The 14,601-nt window shown below is 60.3% G+C and carries 12 protein-coding genes, 4 tRNA genes and 2 pseudogenes; 11 read left to right on the top strand and 7 right to left on the bottom strand.

Annotated elements, in window-relative coordinates; translation table 11 throughout:
- Window positions 1-133: 133 nt before the first annotated feature.
- The 4 genes and pseudogenes from JH25_RS21960 (at window position 134) to JH25_RS29330 (ending at window position 4,589) form a co-directional block, all read left to right on the top strand.
- A complete protein-coding gene (locus JH25_RS21960; RefSeq protein WP_032877073.1) occupies window positions 134-895 on the top strand; it encodes an SDR family oxidoreductase in 762 nt (253 codons plus the stop codon).
- A gap of 200 nt (window positions 896-1,095) precedes the next feature.
- On the top strand, window positions 1,096-2,508 hold the full coding sequence (locus JH25_RS21965) for an aminotransferase-like domain-containing protein (protein ID WP_032877072.1): 1,413 nt from the start codon (window positions 1,096-1,098) through the stop codon (window positions 2,506-2,508).
- An 80-nt stretch (window positions 2,509-2,588) separates the two neighbouring features.
- A pseudogene (locus JH25_RS29335) lies at window positions 2,589-3,683 on the top strand (HAMP domain-containing protein); the annotation flags it as partial.
- The gene (locus JH25_RS29330) at window positions 3,672-4,589 is read left to right on the top strand and encodes a methyl-accepting chemotaxis protein (RefSeq protein WP_442961457.1); all 918 of its coding nucleotides are present in this window, start codon (window positions 3,672-3,674) and stop codon (window positions 4,587-4,589) included. The pseudogene JH25_RS29335 and the gene JH25_RS29330, both read left to right, overlap by 12 nt.
- 35 nt (window positions 4,590-4,624) lie before the next feature.
- Here the strand turns inward: JH25_RS29330 and JH25_RS21975 are convergent, their stop codons facing one another.
- Window positions 4,625-5,437 (bottom strand): alpha/beta fold hydrolase, encoded by an 813-nt coding sequence (locus JH25_RS21975; protein ID WP_032877070.1) that lies wholly within the window; start codon window positions 5,435-5,437, stop codon window positions 4,625-4,627.
- Between the two features lie 135 nt (window positions 5,438-5,572).
- Entirely contained in the window at window positions 5,573-6,331 is a 759-nt protein-coding gene (locus JH25_RS21980; protein ID WP_005786648.1) for a hypothetical protein, read from the bottom strand.
- A 369-nt stretch (window positions 6,332-6,700) separates the two neighbouring features.
- Here JH25_RS21980 and JH25_RS21985 point away from each other — a divergent pair.
- The 4 genes from JH25_RS21985 (at window position 6,701) to JH25_RS22000 (ending at window position 7,115) form a co-directional block, all read left to right on the top strand.
- Window positions 6,701-6,776, top strand: a tRNA-Glu gene (locus JH25_RS21985).
- A gap of 3 nt (window positions 6,777-6,779) precedes the next feature.
- A tRNA-Gly gene (locus JH25_RS21990) sits at window positions 6,780-6,855 on the top strand.
- Window positions 6,856-6,960: 105 nt separating this feature from the next.
- Window positions 6,961-7,036: transfer RNA gene (locus JH25_RS21995), tRNA-Glu, on the top strand.
- Between the two features lie 3 nt (window positions 7,037-7,039).
- A tRNA-Gly gene (locus JH25_RS22000) sits at window positions 7,040-7,115 on the top strand.
- A 173-nt stretch (window positions 7,116-7,288) separates the two neighbouring features.
- On the opposite strand, the gene JH25_RS22005 is transcribed toward JH25_RS22000, so the two are convergent.
- The 3 genes from JH25_RS22005 to JH25_RS22015 form a co-directional block, all read right to left on the bottom strand.
- Complete coding sequence (locus JH25_RS22005) at window positions 7,289-8,368, bottom strand: ArsO family NAD(P)H-dependent flavin-containing monooxygenase (protein WP_032877069.1); 1,080 nt, start codon at window positions 8,366-8,368, stop codon at window positions 7,289-7,291.
- A 53-nt stretch (window positions 8,369-8,421) separates the two neighbouring features.
- Window positions 8,422-8,640: a hypothetical protein gene (locus JH25_RS22010; protein ID WP_032877068.1), complete on the bottom strand. Its 219-nt coding sequence runs from the start codon at window positions 8,638-8,640 to the stop codon at window positions 8,422-8,424.
- 62 nt (window positions 8,641-8,702) lie between these two features.
- Complete coding sequence (locus JH25_RS22015; RefSeq protein WP_032877067.1) at window positions 8,703-9,626, bottom strand: universal stress protein; 924 nt, start codon at window positions 9,624-9,626, stop codon at window positions 8,703-8,705.
- A 486-nt stretch (window positions 9,627-10,112) separates the two neighbouring features.
- On the opposite strand from JH25_RS22015, the gene JH25_RS22020 reads away from it, so the two are divergent.
- Complete coding sequence (locus tag JH25_RS22020; RefSeq protein WP_032877066.1) at window positions 10,113-11,357, top strand: MgtC/SapB family protein; 1,245 nt, start codon at window positions 10,113-10,115, stop codon at window positions 11,355-11,357.
- A gap of 106 nt (window positions 11,358-11,463) precedes the next feature.
- Window positions 11,464-12,375: a universal stress protein gene (locus tag JH25_RS22025; protein WP_032877065.1), complete on the top strand. Its 912-nt coding sequence runs from the start codon at window positions 11,464-11,466 to the stop codon at window positions 12,373-12,375.
- A gap of 53 nt (window positions 12,376-12,428) precedes the next feature.
- Here the strand turns inward: JH25_RS22025 and JH25_RS22030 are convergent, their stop codons facing one another.
- Both JH25_RS22030 and JH25_RS22035 read right to left on the bottom strand, forming a co-directional pair.
- Complete coding sequence (locus tag JH25_RS22030; protein ID WP_032877063.1) at window positions 12,429-12,992, bottom strand: GNAT family N-acetyltransferase; 564 nt, start codon at window positions 12,990-12,992, stop codon at window positions 12,429-12,431.
- 310 nt (window positions 12,993-13,302) lie between these two features.
- The gene (locus JH25_RS22035) at window positions 13,303-14,286 is read right to left on the bottom strand and encodes a zinc-dependent alcohol dehydrogenase family protein (RefSeq protein ID WP_032877062.1); all 984 of its coding nucleotides are present in this window, start codon (window positions 14,284-14,286) and stop codon (window positions 13,303-13,305) included.
- A gap of 186 nt (window positions 14,287-14,472) precedes the next feature.
- Here JH25_RS22035 and JH25_RS28980 point away from each other — a divergent pair.
- Window positions 14,473-14,595 (top strand): annotated as a pseudogene (locus tag JH25_RS28980) (universal stress protein); the annotation flags it as partial.
- Window positions 14,596-14,601: the final 6 nt, after the last annotated feature.

Raw genomic sequence — 14,601 nt, 5'->3', positions numbered from 1 at the left:
CGCTGATAACCATCCCGGTAGACTTATCACTGCGATTCATGCAGCGCTAACCCGCCGTCTGATAGTGCTGACGCGCTGATCCCTGTGTTGGCTAGACTCGCGCCACCGTTACCACTCCCATAGGACAGTTCCCATGAGCATGACATTTTCTGGCCAGGTCGCCCTGGTAACCGGCGCCGCCGCGGGTATTGGTCGCGCCACTGCGCTGGCGTTCGCGGCCGAAGGCTTGAAGGTGGTCGTTGCCGACCTCGACGTGGCGGGGGGCGAGGGGACTGTTGCGCTGATCCGCCAGGCCGGCGGCGAAGGGGTGTTTGTGCGTTGCAACGTCACGCTCGAAACGGACGTACAGCAATTGATGGCGCAGACGGTCGCCATCTATGGACGACTGGACTATGCCTTCAACAACGCCGGGATTGAGATCGAGAAAGGCAAGCTGGCCGACGGCAGCCTGGATGAGTTCGATGCCATCATGGGGGTTAACGTCAAAGGCGTCTGGTTGTGCATGAAGTATCAGTTGCCGCTGTTGTTGGCCCAGGGCGGCGGAGCAATCGTCAACACGGCATCGGTGGCCGGGCTGGGGGCGGCGCCGAAGATGAGCATCTATGCGGCGTCCAAACACGCAGTGATCGGCCTGACCAAGTCGGCAGCCATTGAGTATGCGAAAAAGAAGATCCGCGTGAACGCGGTCTGCCCTGCCGTGATCGATACCGACATGTTTCGCCGCGCCTACGAGGCCGACCCGCGCAAAGCCGAATTCGCGGCGGCCATGCATCCGGTCGGGCGCATCGGCAAGGTTGAGGAAGTCGCCAGCGCCGTATTGTACCTGTGCAGTGATGGTGCCGCCTTTACCACCGGCCAGTCACTGGCGGTGGATGGCGGCGCGACGGCGATCTAGGACGGCAAGTCGCACGGCATTCGAAAATAGGGCGAGGTGCTGTGGGGCGTTTCCATAGGGGGCAGTGGGCCGTGTTCGAATATGTATCAGTAGGTAAATAATCCAATAAAATCAATACTTTAATAAAACTTGGCAGCAAGTTTTGGCGGGCTTCTGTGCTTAACTGTTTTGGGTTAACAAACAGTTGAAGTGAGTGGCGCATGGATTTAGGGATCGATCGACAAGCCCTGGTACCGGTTGTTCAGCAAATCGTCAGCGCGGTGGCCCATTGGATTCGCAAGGAAGGAGTGAGCCCTGGAACGCGCTTGCCGTCCATTCGGCAACTGGCCCTCGACAACCTGCTGAGCCAGTCCAGCGTGATCGAGGCGTTCGAGCGGTTGGTGGCCCAGGGCCTGTTGGCTCCGAAGCACGGCTCGGGTTTTGTGGTGGCGCAACCCGCCACTGACCAGGAACGCCACTGGTACGAAGGCGCGGAGCAACTGTGGGGCGCTTTTACCGATAGCCCGCTGGGCGAGCTGAAGCTGGGATGCGGCTGGCTGCCGGACGCCTGGCGCGAAAGCGATGACATCAGCTATGCGATCCGCGAACTCAGTCGTACCGATACCGGGGCCTTGTTCAATTACAGTACGCCCTTGGGGCTGCCGGTGCTGCGCGAACAACTGCTCAAGCGCCTGACCCAGATTCACATAGCCACCCGCCTGGACTGTATTCTCACCACCCATGGCGTCAGCCATGCCCAGGACTTGCTGATACGTACCTTGCTCAAGGCTGGTGATGAGGTTGTGGTGGAAACACCCGGGTATGGCAACCTCTATCGCCAGTTGGCGTTGCAGGGTGTCACGCTGCTGGAGGTTCCGCGCGCCCGTGGCGGCCCGGATATCCCAGCCTTGGAGATATTGCTGCAAACCCATCGGCCCAAGTGCCTGTTCATCAATAGCCTTTATCACAATCCCACCGGCACCAGCCTGTGCCGTTCGGTGGCGCAGCGGTTGTTGGAACTGGCGCGAGAGCGGGATTTCCTGATCATCGAAGAGGATGTCTACGGCGACCTGCAACATGCCAGTTGCACGCGCTTGTCGGCGCTGGACCATAATGACCGGGTGATCTATGTGTCGAGTTTTTCCAAGACCCTGAGCAGCGCCCTGCGCGTGGGCTACCTCTGTGCCAGTGCCACGCTCATTGCGCAATTGGCTCACCTCAAGACCCTGACGGGGCTCGGCACCTCGCGCTTTGCCGAAGCCATGGTGGCAACCTTGTTGAGCAACGGCACTTACCGTAAGTGGGTGCAGCGCCTGCGCAAGCACCTGAATGCGCAGATGGCTGCGACTTTACAGGTGCTGGAGGATGAAGAGTGGCAGGTCTTTGCCGTTCCCGCAGGGGGCATGTTCCTGTGGGCGCGACCGGGCATCCCGGACCCATCGCGGCTGCAGGCCTGTGCACGGCGGCTCGGCGTGCTGCTGTCGCCCGGCGCGCTGTTCAGCCCCACCGGGGAGCGTAGCGACTGGCTACGCATCAATGTGGCCTATGCAGGGGATCAGCGCGCACTGGCGTTGTTCCGTGCCATGGGGCCGACCAGATCGACCTCGACCATTCTGAAAACGACGGGCATGTAGCTTTTTGCCATTATTGCGACGCCAGCGGCTTGTGCTCGGGGCCTCGGGGTTGCCACTCTCACTGCTTGTAAACCTGGTTTATGGCATCTGCCATTGCAAGAGGATCAAGTGCAATGATTTGGGGCGTGCAACGACGATTCGCCAACCTTGGCATGGCAAAAAAACTGGGCTTGGGTTTTACCTTGGTACTCCTTCTGACGGCCCTGGTAGCGGCGATCGGTGTGGGGTCCCTGCACACCGTCGGTCAGCGCTTTGATGGCCTCAAGCAGATGTCTTCGCTCAATAGCGAGCTGCTCAAGGTGCGCCTGATCGAGCAGAACTACGCGCTGCACGCCGACCCCAAGGCTGTTGACGCCCTGCATAACAGTGTTGACGCGTTGCTGGCCCAGGCCATCAGCCTCAAGGCCCGGTCCGTCATCAACGAGCAGGTGATGAGCGATGTCGAGCAAGCTTTGATCGCCTATCGCAAGGCGTTCGATGAGTTCGTCGACTTGACCCAGGCCAAGGATCTGGCGCTGGAAATGGCCAGTTGGTCGGTGTCCAGCGTGGCGAATAACCTGGACGTGTTGCAAGCGGGCCTTGCTGACGATGGTGCCTATGGCCTCAAGGAGAGCCAGGGCAAGGAGGGCGCCGAGTTTATCGCGCAGGCGGGGCAGGTCAGCCAGGTGTCGCGCTTGATGCTGCAAGCCATGAACGAAGCGCGAGTGCGCCTGGATCAGAGCCGCAAGGCTGAAACAGACGACGGCGCACAGGGCAAGATCGAGCAGGCCGACCAGGCCCTGGCCGAGGTCGAAAAGCTGAAAACCAGCGTCAAGGACGCGGGCTACCAGACCGTACTCAACGAAGTCAGCGGGCATATCGCGTCATTCAGTGAAAAGCTCGGCGAGTACACCGGGCTGCTGGCCCAGGAAAAGCTGGTCTATACGCAACTGCATGATCGCGCCGAGCAAGTGGTCAGCCAGGTCAATCAGGCATACGCCGCTGAAGATCAGTCCATGCAGGTGCAGTTGCAGCACAGCACGCTGCTGATCATCGCTTCCTCCGCCTTGGCGTTGCTGGTGGGCTTGATTGCTGCTTGGCTGATTACCCGTTTGATCGTTGCGCCGTTGCGCAGCGTGATCGCCGTGGCCCAGCAGATTGCCTCGGGTGACCTGAGCGGGCGCATGGAGGTCAGCCGCCGCGATGAAATTGGCCAATTGATGCAAGCCATGCAGCAGATGAGCAGCGGTTTGAGCCAGATGGTCAGCGGGTTGCAGGCCGGCATTGAACAACTGGCCAGTTCCGCGCATTCGCTGTCCAGCGTTACCGAACAGACCAACCACGAGGTCAACAGCCAGAAGGAAGAAACCGAACAGGTTGCCACGGCAATGAATCAGATGACCGCCACGGTGCACGATGTGGCGCGCAATGCCGAGCAAGCGGCGCAAGCTGCACAGACGGCGGATGCCAAGGTCGACAGCGGCCAGCAGGTGGTGCGCATGAGCTTGCAGCGTATCGAATTGCTGGCCACGTCAAGCAACAGTGCCAGCGCGAGTATCGAAAGCCTCAGCGCAGAGATCCAGAACATTGGCGCCGTGCTGAGCGTGATCAATAGCGTGGCCGAGCAGACTAATCTGCTGGCCTTGAACGCCGCCATCGAAGCGGCGCGTGCCGGTGAGCAGGGGCGTGGCTTTGCCGTGGTGGCCGACGAGGTACGGGCCCTGGCCAAGCGCACCCAGCAATCGACCGAGGAGATCGAACGGCTGGTCAGCACCTTGCGCAGTGCGGCGCAGTCGTCGGTGCAGCAGATCCAGCAAAGTGGCGAACTGGTGAAACTGGCGGTCGGTGATGCCCTGCAAACCGAAAGTGCCTTGGGCAGCATTGCGGCCGCCGTGTCACTGATCCAGCAAATGAACCAACAGATCGCCGCCGCCGCCGAGGAGCAAAGCTCGGTGGCCGAAGAGATCAACCGCAGCGTCACCAGTATTCGGGCAAGTGCCGATCATTCGGCGCTGAGTATGCAAGGCAATGCAGCATCAAGCGTCCAGCTGGCGCAGTTGGGCGTGGAACTCCAGGGGATGGTGGGGCATTTCCGCCTGTGATCGCCGCTGGGGTGCGGCGAGCAAGGCGAAGGGGGTCAGGCGTTGTTGGCGAGGAAGGTCAGCAGTGCTTCGTTGACGAAGTCCGGGTTTTCGCGGCTTGAGATATGCCCGGCCTCGGGGATCAGGATCAGGTCGCAACCAATCAGTCCGGCCATTTCCTCGGATTCGGCAGGTGGGCGGGGGGTGTCTTGCTCGCCGCACAATATCAGGGTGGTGTCGGCGTCCAGACGCGGCAATTGCTCCAGGATATCTTCACGGCTGAAGATCAGGCGGCCCAGCGGTACGATGCTATCGAGCAGGCGTTCGCGGGGGAATCCCTGCAGGGATTTGCGAAAGTCCTGATACAGCGCCGATTCACGGTCGATGTTCGGGCGAAAGAAGATCGGTGCGATCACATCCAGTAGCGGCTCGGGGATGGCGCCGGCGTCTTCGATCATCTTGAACAGCGAGAAATAATACTGGCGAGTCGCTTCAGGTTCGGCGCCGAGGTAGGTGTCCATCAGCACCACGCTGTTGATGCGCTCGGGCGCCAGTAGTGCCAGGCGCGCGCCCCACATGCCACCGACCGACAGGCCCACCAGGTTGATCTGCTCGACGTCCAGGTGATCCAGCAGCGCCAGGGCCTGGCGAGCCAGATCATCCAGGGACCGGGTTTGCGTGGGCATCGGGCCCGACTCGCCATGGCCCCACAGCTCGGGGACGATTACACGGTATTGCTGGGACAGCGCTTCAATCTGCGGCGTCCACATGTCGCGAGCCCACAGGTAACTTGAACCAAGCAATACGACCGGGCCGCTGCCCTGGTCGAGGTAATGCAGCGGTTGTCCATCAATCACGGCAACAGGCATAGCAGGCCTCTAACTTCACGGAGTGAGGGGCACTTTTTTACGCTAGTCGGGGGCGGGGGGATAGATGCAAAGTGATGGCATATGGTGTGAGGGTGCCATCCAACTGACACCCCTCCCACGTTATTGACTGGGCTGTCAGTCGTAGATAGCTTTCTTTTTCCACTCGGCGTCGGCATCGACGACCTTCAAACCTTCGGTCAGCTCGTTGACTTCGTCTTCTGCCGGTTGGCTGTTGGTCAGCACCGTGGAGTTGGCGCGGGCCAGTTGTGACTCCAGCAGTTGCAACTGTGCGCTGTAGAGCACCGGTTCCGGTTGTTTGCGCAAGTACTGCACGCCGCGTTCGAACGCCAGGCGCGCCTGGCCGGGCTGGCCTTGCAGCAGGGCATGTTGGCCGAGGTTGTTGAAGAACTCGATATGCAGCAGTACCAGGATATGACGGATTTCCTTGATCCAGTGCTTGGCTTCATTGGTTGGCAGGAAACCGTCCTGGGCTGCGCGGGTGACTTGGCCGTGCAGGGCTTCGAGCAAAAAGCGCACGTCCTTGGCCTTGGCTTCGGTCTGGATCGGCGCAGGTGGGTTGGCCACCGGAATCGATTCGCCCTGGGCGATCAACGCATTCAGCTCGCTGATACGTGCCTTGATTGGTGCGCTGGACTTATTGAGGTTCAACAGGCGCTGGTTGACGTTCAGTTCCAGGCGAGCCAGCAACAGTTTGAGCGCCGGGGTCATCAGTTGGCCGGGGAAAGTCTCGGTGATTTCACCGCAGCGACGCAGGCGATCGTTAAGCTCGATCTCGGTACGCTTCTTTTCCAGCTTGTTGTTTTCCACCACGTGGTTCATGTAGCCAATGGCGATCAGTATTACGATCCCGGCTATTACCAGCAGGGTGATCATGAGTGGTGTCACCGGTGTGACCTCTTTATAGGGTTTGCTGTGGAGTGTAGTGACTGGGGCACCCGGCGGATAGGACCGATCGACCAGTTGCCCGGGTAGTTTCTTCTATATAAGTAAGCGCTTCCGAATGGGTGCACATTGCCATCATTTGCCCAGGCAGACTATAACGCCTTGTTGAACGCCAGAATATAGGCGCCAAGGCTCCAGCGGCGACAATGCCCGTACGGGCCGGCAAACCATGGCGAAGTCATTGATTTAAATAAATTTATCCTTGGGGGTTGACGACCTTTCAATCCATCCATAGAATGCGCGCCACTTACAGCGTAAAGCACACAGCGAAACGCGGTAGGGAGTGAATGTTGTACGTGTGTCCCCTTCGTCTAGTGGCCTAGGACACCGCCCTTTCACGGCGGTAACAGGGGTTCGAGTCCCCTAGGGGACGCCATATGCGGGAATAGCTCAGTTGGTAGAGCACGACCTTGCCAAGGTCGGGGTCGCGAGTTCGAGTCTCGTTTCCCGCTCCAATTTACAAGCAGTGTGGCCCTCGGGCGGCATTGAGTGAAACCAGGACCAAGTCTTCGGACGAGGCCTCTGGGCACTGAAATACACACCATGTGTTTCAGTAGCGTGTCCCCTTCGTCTAGTGGCCTAGGACACCGCCCTTTCACGGCGGTAACAGGGGTTCGAGTCCCCTAGGGGACGCCATTTGCGGGAATAGCTCAGTTGGTAGAGCACGACCTTGCCAAGGTCGGGGTCGCGAGTTCGAGTCTCGTTTCCCGCTCCATATTCAACGAAAACGCCGATCAGAAATGATCGGCGTTTTTGTTTGTGCTGAATTTGGCCAGATACGGTTTTGCCGCGTTCAAACGGCCGCATGGGCTTGCGGCCTTGGCATAAAAAATCGGGCAAACAGTTCGGACTGCGATTTGATATTGAGCTTGCTCTGCCAAGGCGGTTTCAAGCCGAGGATGAACTGCCCAGAAACGCGGCGATTTCGCTGGCGGTGCTGCGTGCCGTGCGTGTAACGCCGATCAACGTGGCAGAGGCTGAGCCCGTCCACTCGCCGTATCCCACCAGCCACAGCCTCGGCTCTTGCACCGAACGGGTCCCTTCCACGTCAACGCTGCCTTCGGTATTGATGATGCCCAGGGTGTCCAGGTGGGTCAGCGCGGGTCTAAAGCCGGTGCACCAGATCACCACATCCACCACCGATTCGCGGCCATTGGGCCAGACCACGCCGTTGCGAGTGAAGCGCGTGAACGGTCGGACAGCCTTCAGGACGTTGCGCTCGCGCGCTTCGACAACCGGCGGCACCATGACGATGTCTCCCAACCCCCCCACCGGTTGCTCGATGGGCCGGCCCTCCTGTTGGGCTTTCAGGCGTTCGGTGGCGCGTTCGAACAGAACCCGTCCGTCGACCTCGTCAGGCAGGAACAGCGGTTCAGTGGGCGTTACCCAGGTCGCCTCGGCAACTTTGGATACCTCGGCTAGAATCTGTGCGCCCGAATTGCCACCCCCCACCACCAGCACTTTCTTGCCTTTGAACGGCTGTGGCTCGAGATAGTGGGCCGAATGCAGCTGTTGACCGGTGAATTCGTCCGCTCCGGGATAAGCAGGAACGTAGGGGTTGCTCCAGGTGCCGGTCGCGCTGACCACCGCCTTGGCCTCCCAGGATTGTTTATCCGAACGCACCCGCAAGCCTGTGGATGCATGTTCCACGGCTATCACCCGCACCGGACGCTCCACTGGAAACTGGTAGCGTTGTTCATACCGCTTCAGGTAGTCGACAACATGATTACGCGAAGGATATCCATCTGGTGTGGGCGGCATCATCCAGCCGGAAATTGAACTCCAGGTAGCGGGGGAGAACAGCCGCAACGAGTTCCAGCCGTGTCGCCAGGCACCACCCGGTTCTTCCTGCGCATCGAGGATGACGAACGAGAGGGACGTGCGTCGCAGAAAATACGCCACCGTCAAGGCAGCTTGGCCGCCACCGATAATGACCACGTCATAGGGGCCGGGTTGTGAATGGAGCATGACAGCGGGTCCTTGATCAAGGCGAGAAGGCCATCCATCGCCGGGCTTCCAGTTCAGTAAACAGCAGCATGTCGTTGGCATCGCCAGCATGAACGCAAAGGCTGCCAATGCCCGGTCAGCAGAGGCCGGGGCTGGACTTGCGCCGCGTCCAGCCCAGCTTGCTCCTTGACACCCAGCCGTTCGATCACCTGCTCAGCGGACAGCATGTGCCAGGCCACGGCATCGGTGGAAATGGGCTGCTGGCGTGCGAGGGTATTGCTCGTTCGGTTCATCAGCCGTGACCCCTGAAACCCGAAGCGGTTGTTCTAAGGCCATCGGTGATGGCCTTTATGTCTCAGTCAAACTGCTGCGGTGCAATCACCCACAAGCTGCACGGCATCTTGTACAGCAAGCTTTCCACCGTGCTGCCGATCAGCTTTTCCAGGCCGCCATAGTGCACGCGGCCCATGACAATGACATCGACATCGTGGGCCCCCGCATAGCTGGCGAGCACCTTGGCCGGGTCGCCCATGATCATGCGCCGTTGCTGCGGGGCGATACCGTTGCGTTCGGCCAGGGTGTCGAATGCTGCCCCTTGGGATTCGTAGAGCTGTCGGGCCAAGGTCGATGAGAAAAAGGTCGAGCCGTTGCCAAAACCGTATTCGGCGGCGGTGATGGAGGACAGGTCGTAGGCGTAGATGACTTCCAGTTCCGCATCACAACTGGCCGCCAACTTGTTGGCTTCAGCCAGGATCCGGTCGTTGAGGTCTTTGTAGCGACCGTCTCGGTGGAAGGGGTCGATAGCGGCCAGGATTTTGCGCGGGCGCGCATGGGCCACTTTGTTGACGAAGTGCAGTGGCACCTCGCATTCGCGCAGCAGGTGCACGTCCAGAGGCGTGAACATCAGGCGCGAGATCCAGGATTCAGGATCCACCGTCTTGATCAGCGCGGCCATCGGCGTTTCCTTGAGGTGAACCAGGATTTCCTGCAACGGGCGTTCGACCCACGTCACTTCGGTCGTGACCTCGATACCGAGTTTGCGCAGCGGCCTGGCTTTCTCTTCCAGCCACTGGCGATGACGTTCAATGTAGCCCAGGCGCATCTGCTCCAGTGCTTGCTCATTGACCAGCCCGGCCGTGGCCAGGCCTTCAAGATAATCAAAGGCGACAATGTGCAGTGCGGCGCCCTCGGCCTTGGCCAGTGCGGCGGCGCGCTCGAACGCCGGGTTGTGTTGCATCAGTGGCGAAACGACCAGCATCAAGCGTGATTGCGTAGACATGACAAACCTCCTGGGCAAGGACCTGTTGGCGCCGTGCGACGGTCGCGCGGGCTGTGTCTGGTTCGATCATGGGCGCGTTGAGCCTGGGTAGTTTGATTTGCATCAAACACACTGAATTGCGTCGGATCGGCACCGGCGACGGACGAGCTGCAGCGCAATGTTTGATCATGATCAATCCGCCCTGATCAATTAGGCGCAGGCTGGGTTCCGACTTGTGAGTCCAGGCACACCCGCTTTGGGAGGTTGGTCATGATTATCTGGCTTGAAGAGCCACAGGCAGGTACGCGATGGGTCGTGCATCTGGATGCCTTGTGCATAGGCTTCAGGAGCGTTGATGAAGCGCGGGCGTTTACCAGGACGTTGCAGGCGCGAATCGATGCGCCCCATGTCTGGCCGCGCAGCGTGATCGAGCGCACGGGAGCCGCGCATGTCGCGCCAGCGGCATCCCCGCGAACATCTGCTCCAATCCCGTCGTAGCGCCTAGCCATGACCGAAGCCCTGGGCTTTGTAAATGCGGGCGCCGCGCTGGGGATCGGCCTGCTCGTGGGACTTGAGCGTGAGCGGCGCAAGGGCGAGGAGGGCAGACGCGATGTTGCCGGCTTGCGCACGTTTGCCGTCACCTCGATGTTGGGGTATGTAACGCTCTGGACCGGCGGCCCTTTATTGCTAGGGTTTGTCGCGCTCGCGCTGGGTGCATTGGTCACCATTGCGTATTGGAGGAGCCTCGATCAGGACCCGGGCATCACCAGCGAGGTGGCATTATTTACGGTGCTGGTGCTGGGCGCGCTCTGTGTCAGTGCCCCTGCCTTGGCGATTGCGATAGGCGTGGTAATGGCGGGGCTGCTGGCCAACCGTGAGATGCTGCATCAGTTTGCGCGCATCCAACTGACCGCTGCTGAATTGCGCGATGGCTTGCTGCTATTGATCTCCGCACTAGTTTTGCTGCCGCTCGCCCCAGATCGTTATCTGGGGCCTTACAACGCGATCAATCTGCGCACCATTTGCGCCCTGACTGTCATGCTGATGAGCGTGGGGGCGTTGGGGCACGTTGCTGTCCGTACCTTTGGCACTCGCTACGGCTACGTCCTTGGCGCCATTGCATCGGGCTTTGCCTCCGCTACGATGACTGTCGCGACCATGGGGCACATTGCCGCGAAAGAACCGCTCGATGTAAAGCTGCTCAGCGCGGCCGCAATGTTGGCCAACCTGGCGACATTGGCACAGATGGCGTTGATTCTCGGTGCCGTGGAGCCAGCGTTGCTGCATCGGATGGGGTGGTCGTTGCTGTGCGGATTGCTGGCGGTATTGTTTTACGCCTGCGTGTTGATGTTTCCCCGACCCAGGGCGCATGCGCAGGATGGGATCAAGCACGGCGGGGCCTTCAGCCTGAAACTGGCGTTGATGGTCGTTGTGGCGATGACCGTTATCACCGTTGTGTCGTCGGCTATGCTTGATGCGTTCGGGCAGGCCGGGGTGGTCGCTACCGCAATTTTCAGCGGTCTTGTTGACGCCCATGCCTCGACGGCCTCCATTGCGTCTTTGGCGAAGGGCGGATTGCTACCCTTCGACGGCATCGCCGTGCCCGTCCTGATGGCCCTGACCAGCAACTCCCTGAGCAAATGCGTGGTGGCCTGGGTCAGCGGGGGGCGGCAGTTCGCTGGGTTCGTCATTCCAGGTCAGCTATTGATGACCTTGGCGATGTGGGGCGGGCTTTGGCTCTCTAGTCTGTGAGCCTGGATGATGGCAGTTTGATGAAGATCAAGTCCTGCACTGGCCATGCGTTCATTCTGCAATCCTCCATTCACTCAGTGGTTAACGCCACGTGTCGAGGTGCTCCATGTCCCAGGCTTCCCGTTTGTTGTTATTGGCGCCTGACGCCATGATCCGTACGCCGGCGTTCGACCGCGCCACCGAGTTGGCGCTGGCTTTGGAGCTGGCGCTGCATATTGTCGCGATCGATTATCTGGAGCTACTGTCGGTGGGCGGTCTGTTTGCGCCGGATCAGGCCAAGCAGGCCCGCGAGGGCTACCTGGAAACTCATCGGCATTGGCTGTTGCAACAGGCCGAACTGGCGCGCCGGCATGGCGTCGAGGTGACGTGCGAAGTGGTCTGGGGCAAGGATGCCTTTCAAGCCCTGCAGCAGTACATCAAGGAATCGCCGCTGGCGCTGATCATCAAGGATGCACAGCCGGAGCCGGTGATGAAGCGGATTTTTTTCACACCGCTGGACTGGCGCTTGCTGCGTGACTGTCCCGTGCCGGTGCATCTGGTCACCGATTCGCGCAACCCGCGGCCGCGGCGGGTCCTGGCGATCGTCGACGTGCTGCGCAGCGAGGAACAGGACCTGGTGTTCAACGACCAGATCGTCGATGCGGCCGTCAAGCTGGCTGAGCAATGCAACGCCGAAGTCGAACTGCTGCATGCCTTTGACTGGACGGCTGTCTATGCGTCCGACATGGGTTTCGGCGTACTGCCCCTGGCAACCGGCATTTATGAAGCGTTGGGCGAGGCGCAGCATGAAGTTTTCGAATCCTTGGCCGAACGCCACGGGGTCATGCCGCAGCAACGACATTTCATCGAGGGAGCGCCGTTGAGCAGTATCTGCACGTTCGCCGCCGATCATCAGGCGGATGTCATCGTCATGGGGACCACGGCGCATCATGGCCTGGACAAGCGCCTGGGGACGACCGCCGAACTCTTGCTGCAACGGGCGCCCTGCAGTGTCTGGGCGATTAAGCCGCAGGCATAACGGGAGCCACCTGCGCGAGGGCCATGGAATGTGGCACTCGCGCAATGTCCTGGCTAAAGATAAAGACGGTGGATGACCTGCCGAGTGTCGTCGGGGTCGGTATGGGTCTCGAACCCCAGGCTATGGGCCAGGTCCCGCATGGCGGCATTGCTCGCGGCATCGACGGAGTACATCTGCCGGTAGCCGTTTTTACGTGCCACGTCGATCAGATGCTCCATCAATAACGTCCCCAGGCCCAGGTGCTGCCATTGATCGGCGACGGTCACCGCGCACTCGCATTCGTGCTCGGACGTGGCGCAGTAGCGACTGACGCCGATTTCGATCAACTGGCCGTTGTCATGAACCAGAGCGATATAAGCCAGGCGCGTCTTGCAGTCGACATCCATCAACTGATCGAGCATTGCCGCTCCGGGTTCATTGATTTGCGACAGAAAGCGCATGTGCCGTGATTCCGGAGATAGGCGCTTGATGAACTCATATTCGCGCTGGCGATCCTCGTCCCGCAGCGGTCGGATCAGCACATGCCGGCCGTCTTTGAGCGCCTGGATCCAATGCTTGCCGCTGATACTTGCGTACAAGGCGGCGGCGCGTTCGTTGTGGTCTTTGACTGTGAGCATGAGTCGATCCTCCATCGGGTATAGGCATGCGGTGCGCTAAAAAGCTTCGCGTTCCCAGCTGTTCTACGCCCGTGGTGGACGTCGGTTCTGATCTGTATCAGCCCTGGCGCCGCCAATCATTGATTGCGCTGCATTTGATTCAAATCAAACCGCATGGGCTGGGGCCGGAGCAACGTGCCGACCGTCTAAGGAAACAACTCGATGCAGATGTGCGATGGTTGACGCCGTGGTGATGGGAACCGCGCACCGTGTCGGTCTGGAGCGTTTGATCGCCAGCACGACTATTGGGTACCGGGCAGCCTGTTGGCGGTCAGGGAATGAGCACGATGGCACCGTTGACCTGTCCGCTTCGTAGCCGTTCCAAAGCCTGGTTGGCTTCGATCAGGGGGTAGCAGGTCACGTTGCAATGAACGGCAGTGCGTTGGATCTGCTCGAAAAATGCAACGCCATCGGCGCGAGTCAGGTTGGCCACTGAACGCACGCTGCGCTCCTCCCATAACAGGCGATAAGGAAAGCGCGGAATGTCGCTCATATGAATACCGGCGCATACCACACAGCCGCCTTTGGCGGTGGCTTGCAAGGCCAGGGGTACCAACGCGCCGACAGGTGCGAAGATCAGGCTCGCGTCCAGCAGGTGCGGGGGAAGTTGATCTGAGGCTCCAGCCCAGCTAGCGCCGAGTGATCGGGCATACGCCTGGCCATCTTCGTCGCCTGGACGGGTGAAAGCGTAGACCTGCTGGCCTCGGCCCACGGCGATCTGGATCGCCAAGTGGGCAGCGGCGCCGAAGCCATAGAAGCCCAGGTGTTTAGCGTCTTGCGCCATCTGCAAGGCGCGAAAACCAATCAGCCCCGCACACAGCAGAGGTGCCGCTTCAGCAGTATCCAGCGCGTCGGGGAGGGGGAAACAGAAACGCGCGTGCGCAACGGTGTAGTCGGCATAGCCGCCGTCCAGCTGGCAGCCGGTGAACAATGCTTGGTCACAAAGGTTTTCCCGTCCTGACTGGCAGAACTCACAAATCCCGCAAGTCCAGCCCAGCCAGGGCACGCCTACTCGCCGACCGACCCAGCCGGTCGCCACGTCTGTTCCGACTCCGGTGACGTGCCCGACAATCTCATGGCCCGGGACCCGGGGTAGCCGGGCCTGAGGCAGTTCCCCGTCAAACAGATGCAGGTCGGTGCGGCATACGCCGCAGGCCAGGACTTTGATCAGCAGTTGCCCGCGCGCCGGTACGGGCAACGGCCGTTCTTCCAACTGCAGGGGTTGGCCGGGCGAGTGCAGGACCATGGCGCGCATGAGCGTTCTCCTGTCTGAACAAGCAGTACCGACGAACCCGCACCTTCTATCACCCTGGCGTCCTTGGTTCTGATGTAAATCAAGTCGAGATCATTGCGCCATCGCAGAATCCACTCATGACAGCCGGTACTTTTCACGGCATCGACGCTGAGTCTTGGCGCACGAGCCTTACGCGGGAGCCCCATCATGAGCCAGTATCAACGCCTGTTGCTGATCCTCAACCCGGCACAACGACATTCTCCTGCCCTTCATTACGCCGCCGCCCTGGCGGCTGCCAGCGAGGCGCATCTGCATGTCACGGCTTGGATATTCCTC

The sequence above is a fragment of the Pseudomonas sp. BRG-100 genome, assembly GCF_000737955.1.
In the GTDB taxonomy this organism is placed as follows: domain Bacteria; phylum Pseudomonadota; class Gammaproteobacteria; order Pseudomonadales; family Pseudomonadaceae; genus Aquipseudomonas; species Aquipseudomonas synxantha_A.
The sequence above is the reverse complement of the archived record's forward strand: the minus strand, read 5'-3'. Positions and strand labels throughout refer to the sequence as shown.

Bases quoted from the DNA above. Each gene is read 5' to 3' on its own strand.
- JH25_RS21960 (WP_032877073.1), top strand. From the start codon at position 134: ATGAGCATGACATTTTCTGGCCAGGTCGCCCTGGTAACCGGCGCCGCC.
- JH25_RS21965 (WP_032877072.1), top strand. From the start codon at position 1,096: ATGGATTTAGGGATCGATCGACAAGCCCTGGTACCGGTTGTTCAGCAA.
- JH25_RS29330 (WP_442961457.1), top strand. From the start codon at position 3,672: ATGGAGGTCAGCCGCCGCGATGAAATTGGCCAATTGATGCAAGCCATG.
- JH25_RS21975 (WP_032877070.1), bottom strand. From the start codon at position 5,437: ATGCCTGTTGCCGTGATTGATGGACAACCGCTGCATTACCTCGACCAG.
- JH25_RS21980 (WP_005786648.1), bottom strand. From the start codon at position 6,331: ATGATCACCCTGCTGGTAATAGCCGGGATCGTAATACTGATCGCCATT.
- JH25_RS22005 (WP_032877069.1), bottom strand. From the start codon at position 8,368: ATGCTCCATTCACAACCCGGCCCCTATGACGTGGTCATTATCGGTGGC.
- JH25_RS22010 (WP_032877068.1), bottom strand. From the start codon at position 8,640: ATGAACCGAACGAGCAATACCCTCGCACGCCAGCAGCCCATTTCCACC.
- JH25_RS22015 (WP_032877067.1), bottom strand. From the start codon at position 9,626: ATGTCTACGCAATCACGCTTGATGCTGGTCGTTTCGCCACTGATGCAA.
- JH25_RS22020 (WP_032877066.1), top strand. From the start codon at position 10,113: ATGACCGAAGCCCTGGGCTTTGTAAATGCGGGCGCCGCGCTGGGGATC.
- JH25_RS22025 (WP_032877065.1), top strand. From the start codon at position 11,464: ATGTCCCAGGCTTCCCGTTTGTTGTTATTGGCGCCTGACGCCATGATC.
- JH25_RS22030 (WP_032877063.1), bottom strand. From the start codon at position 12,992: ATGCTCACAGTCAAAGACCACAACGAACGCGCCGCCGCCTTGTACGCA.
- JH25_RS22035 (WP_032877062.1), bottom strand. From the start codon at position 14,286: ATGCGCGCCATGGTCCTGCACTCGCCCGGCCAACCCCTGCAGTTGGAA.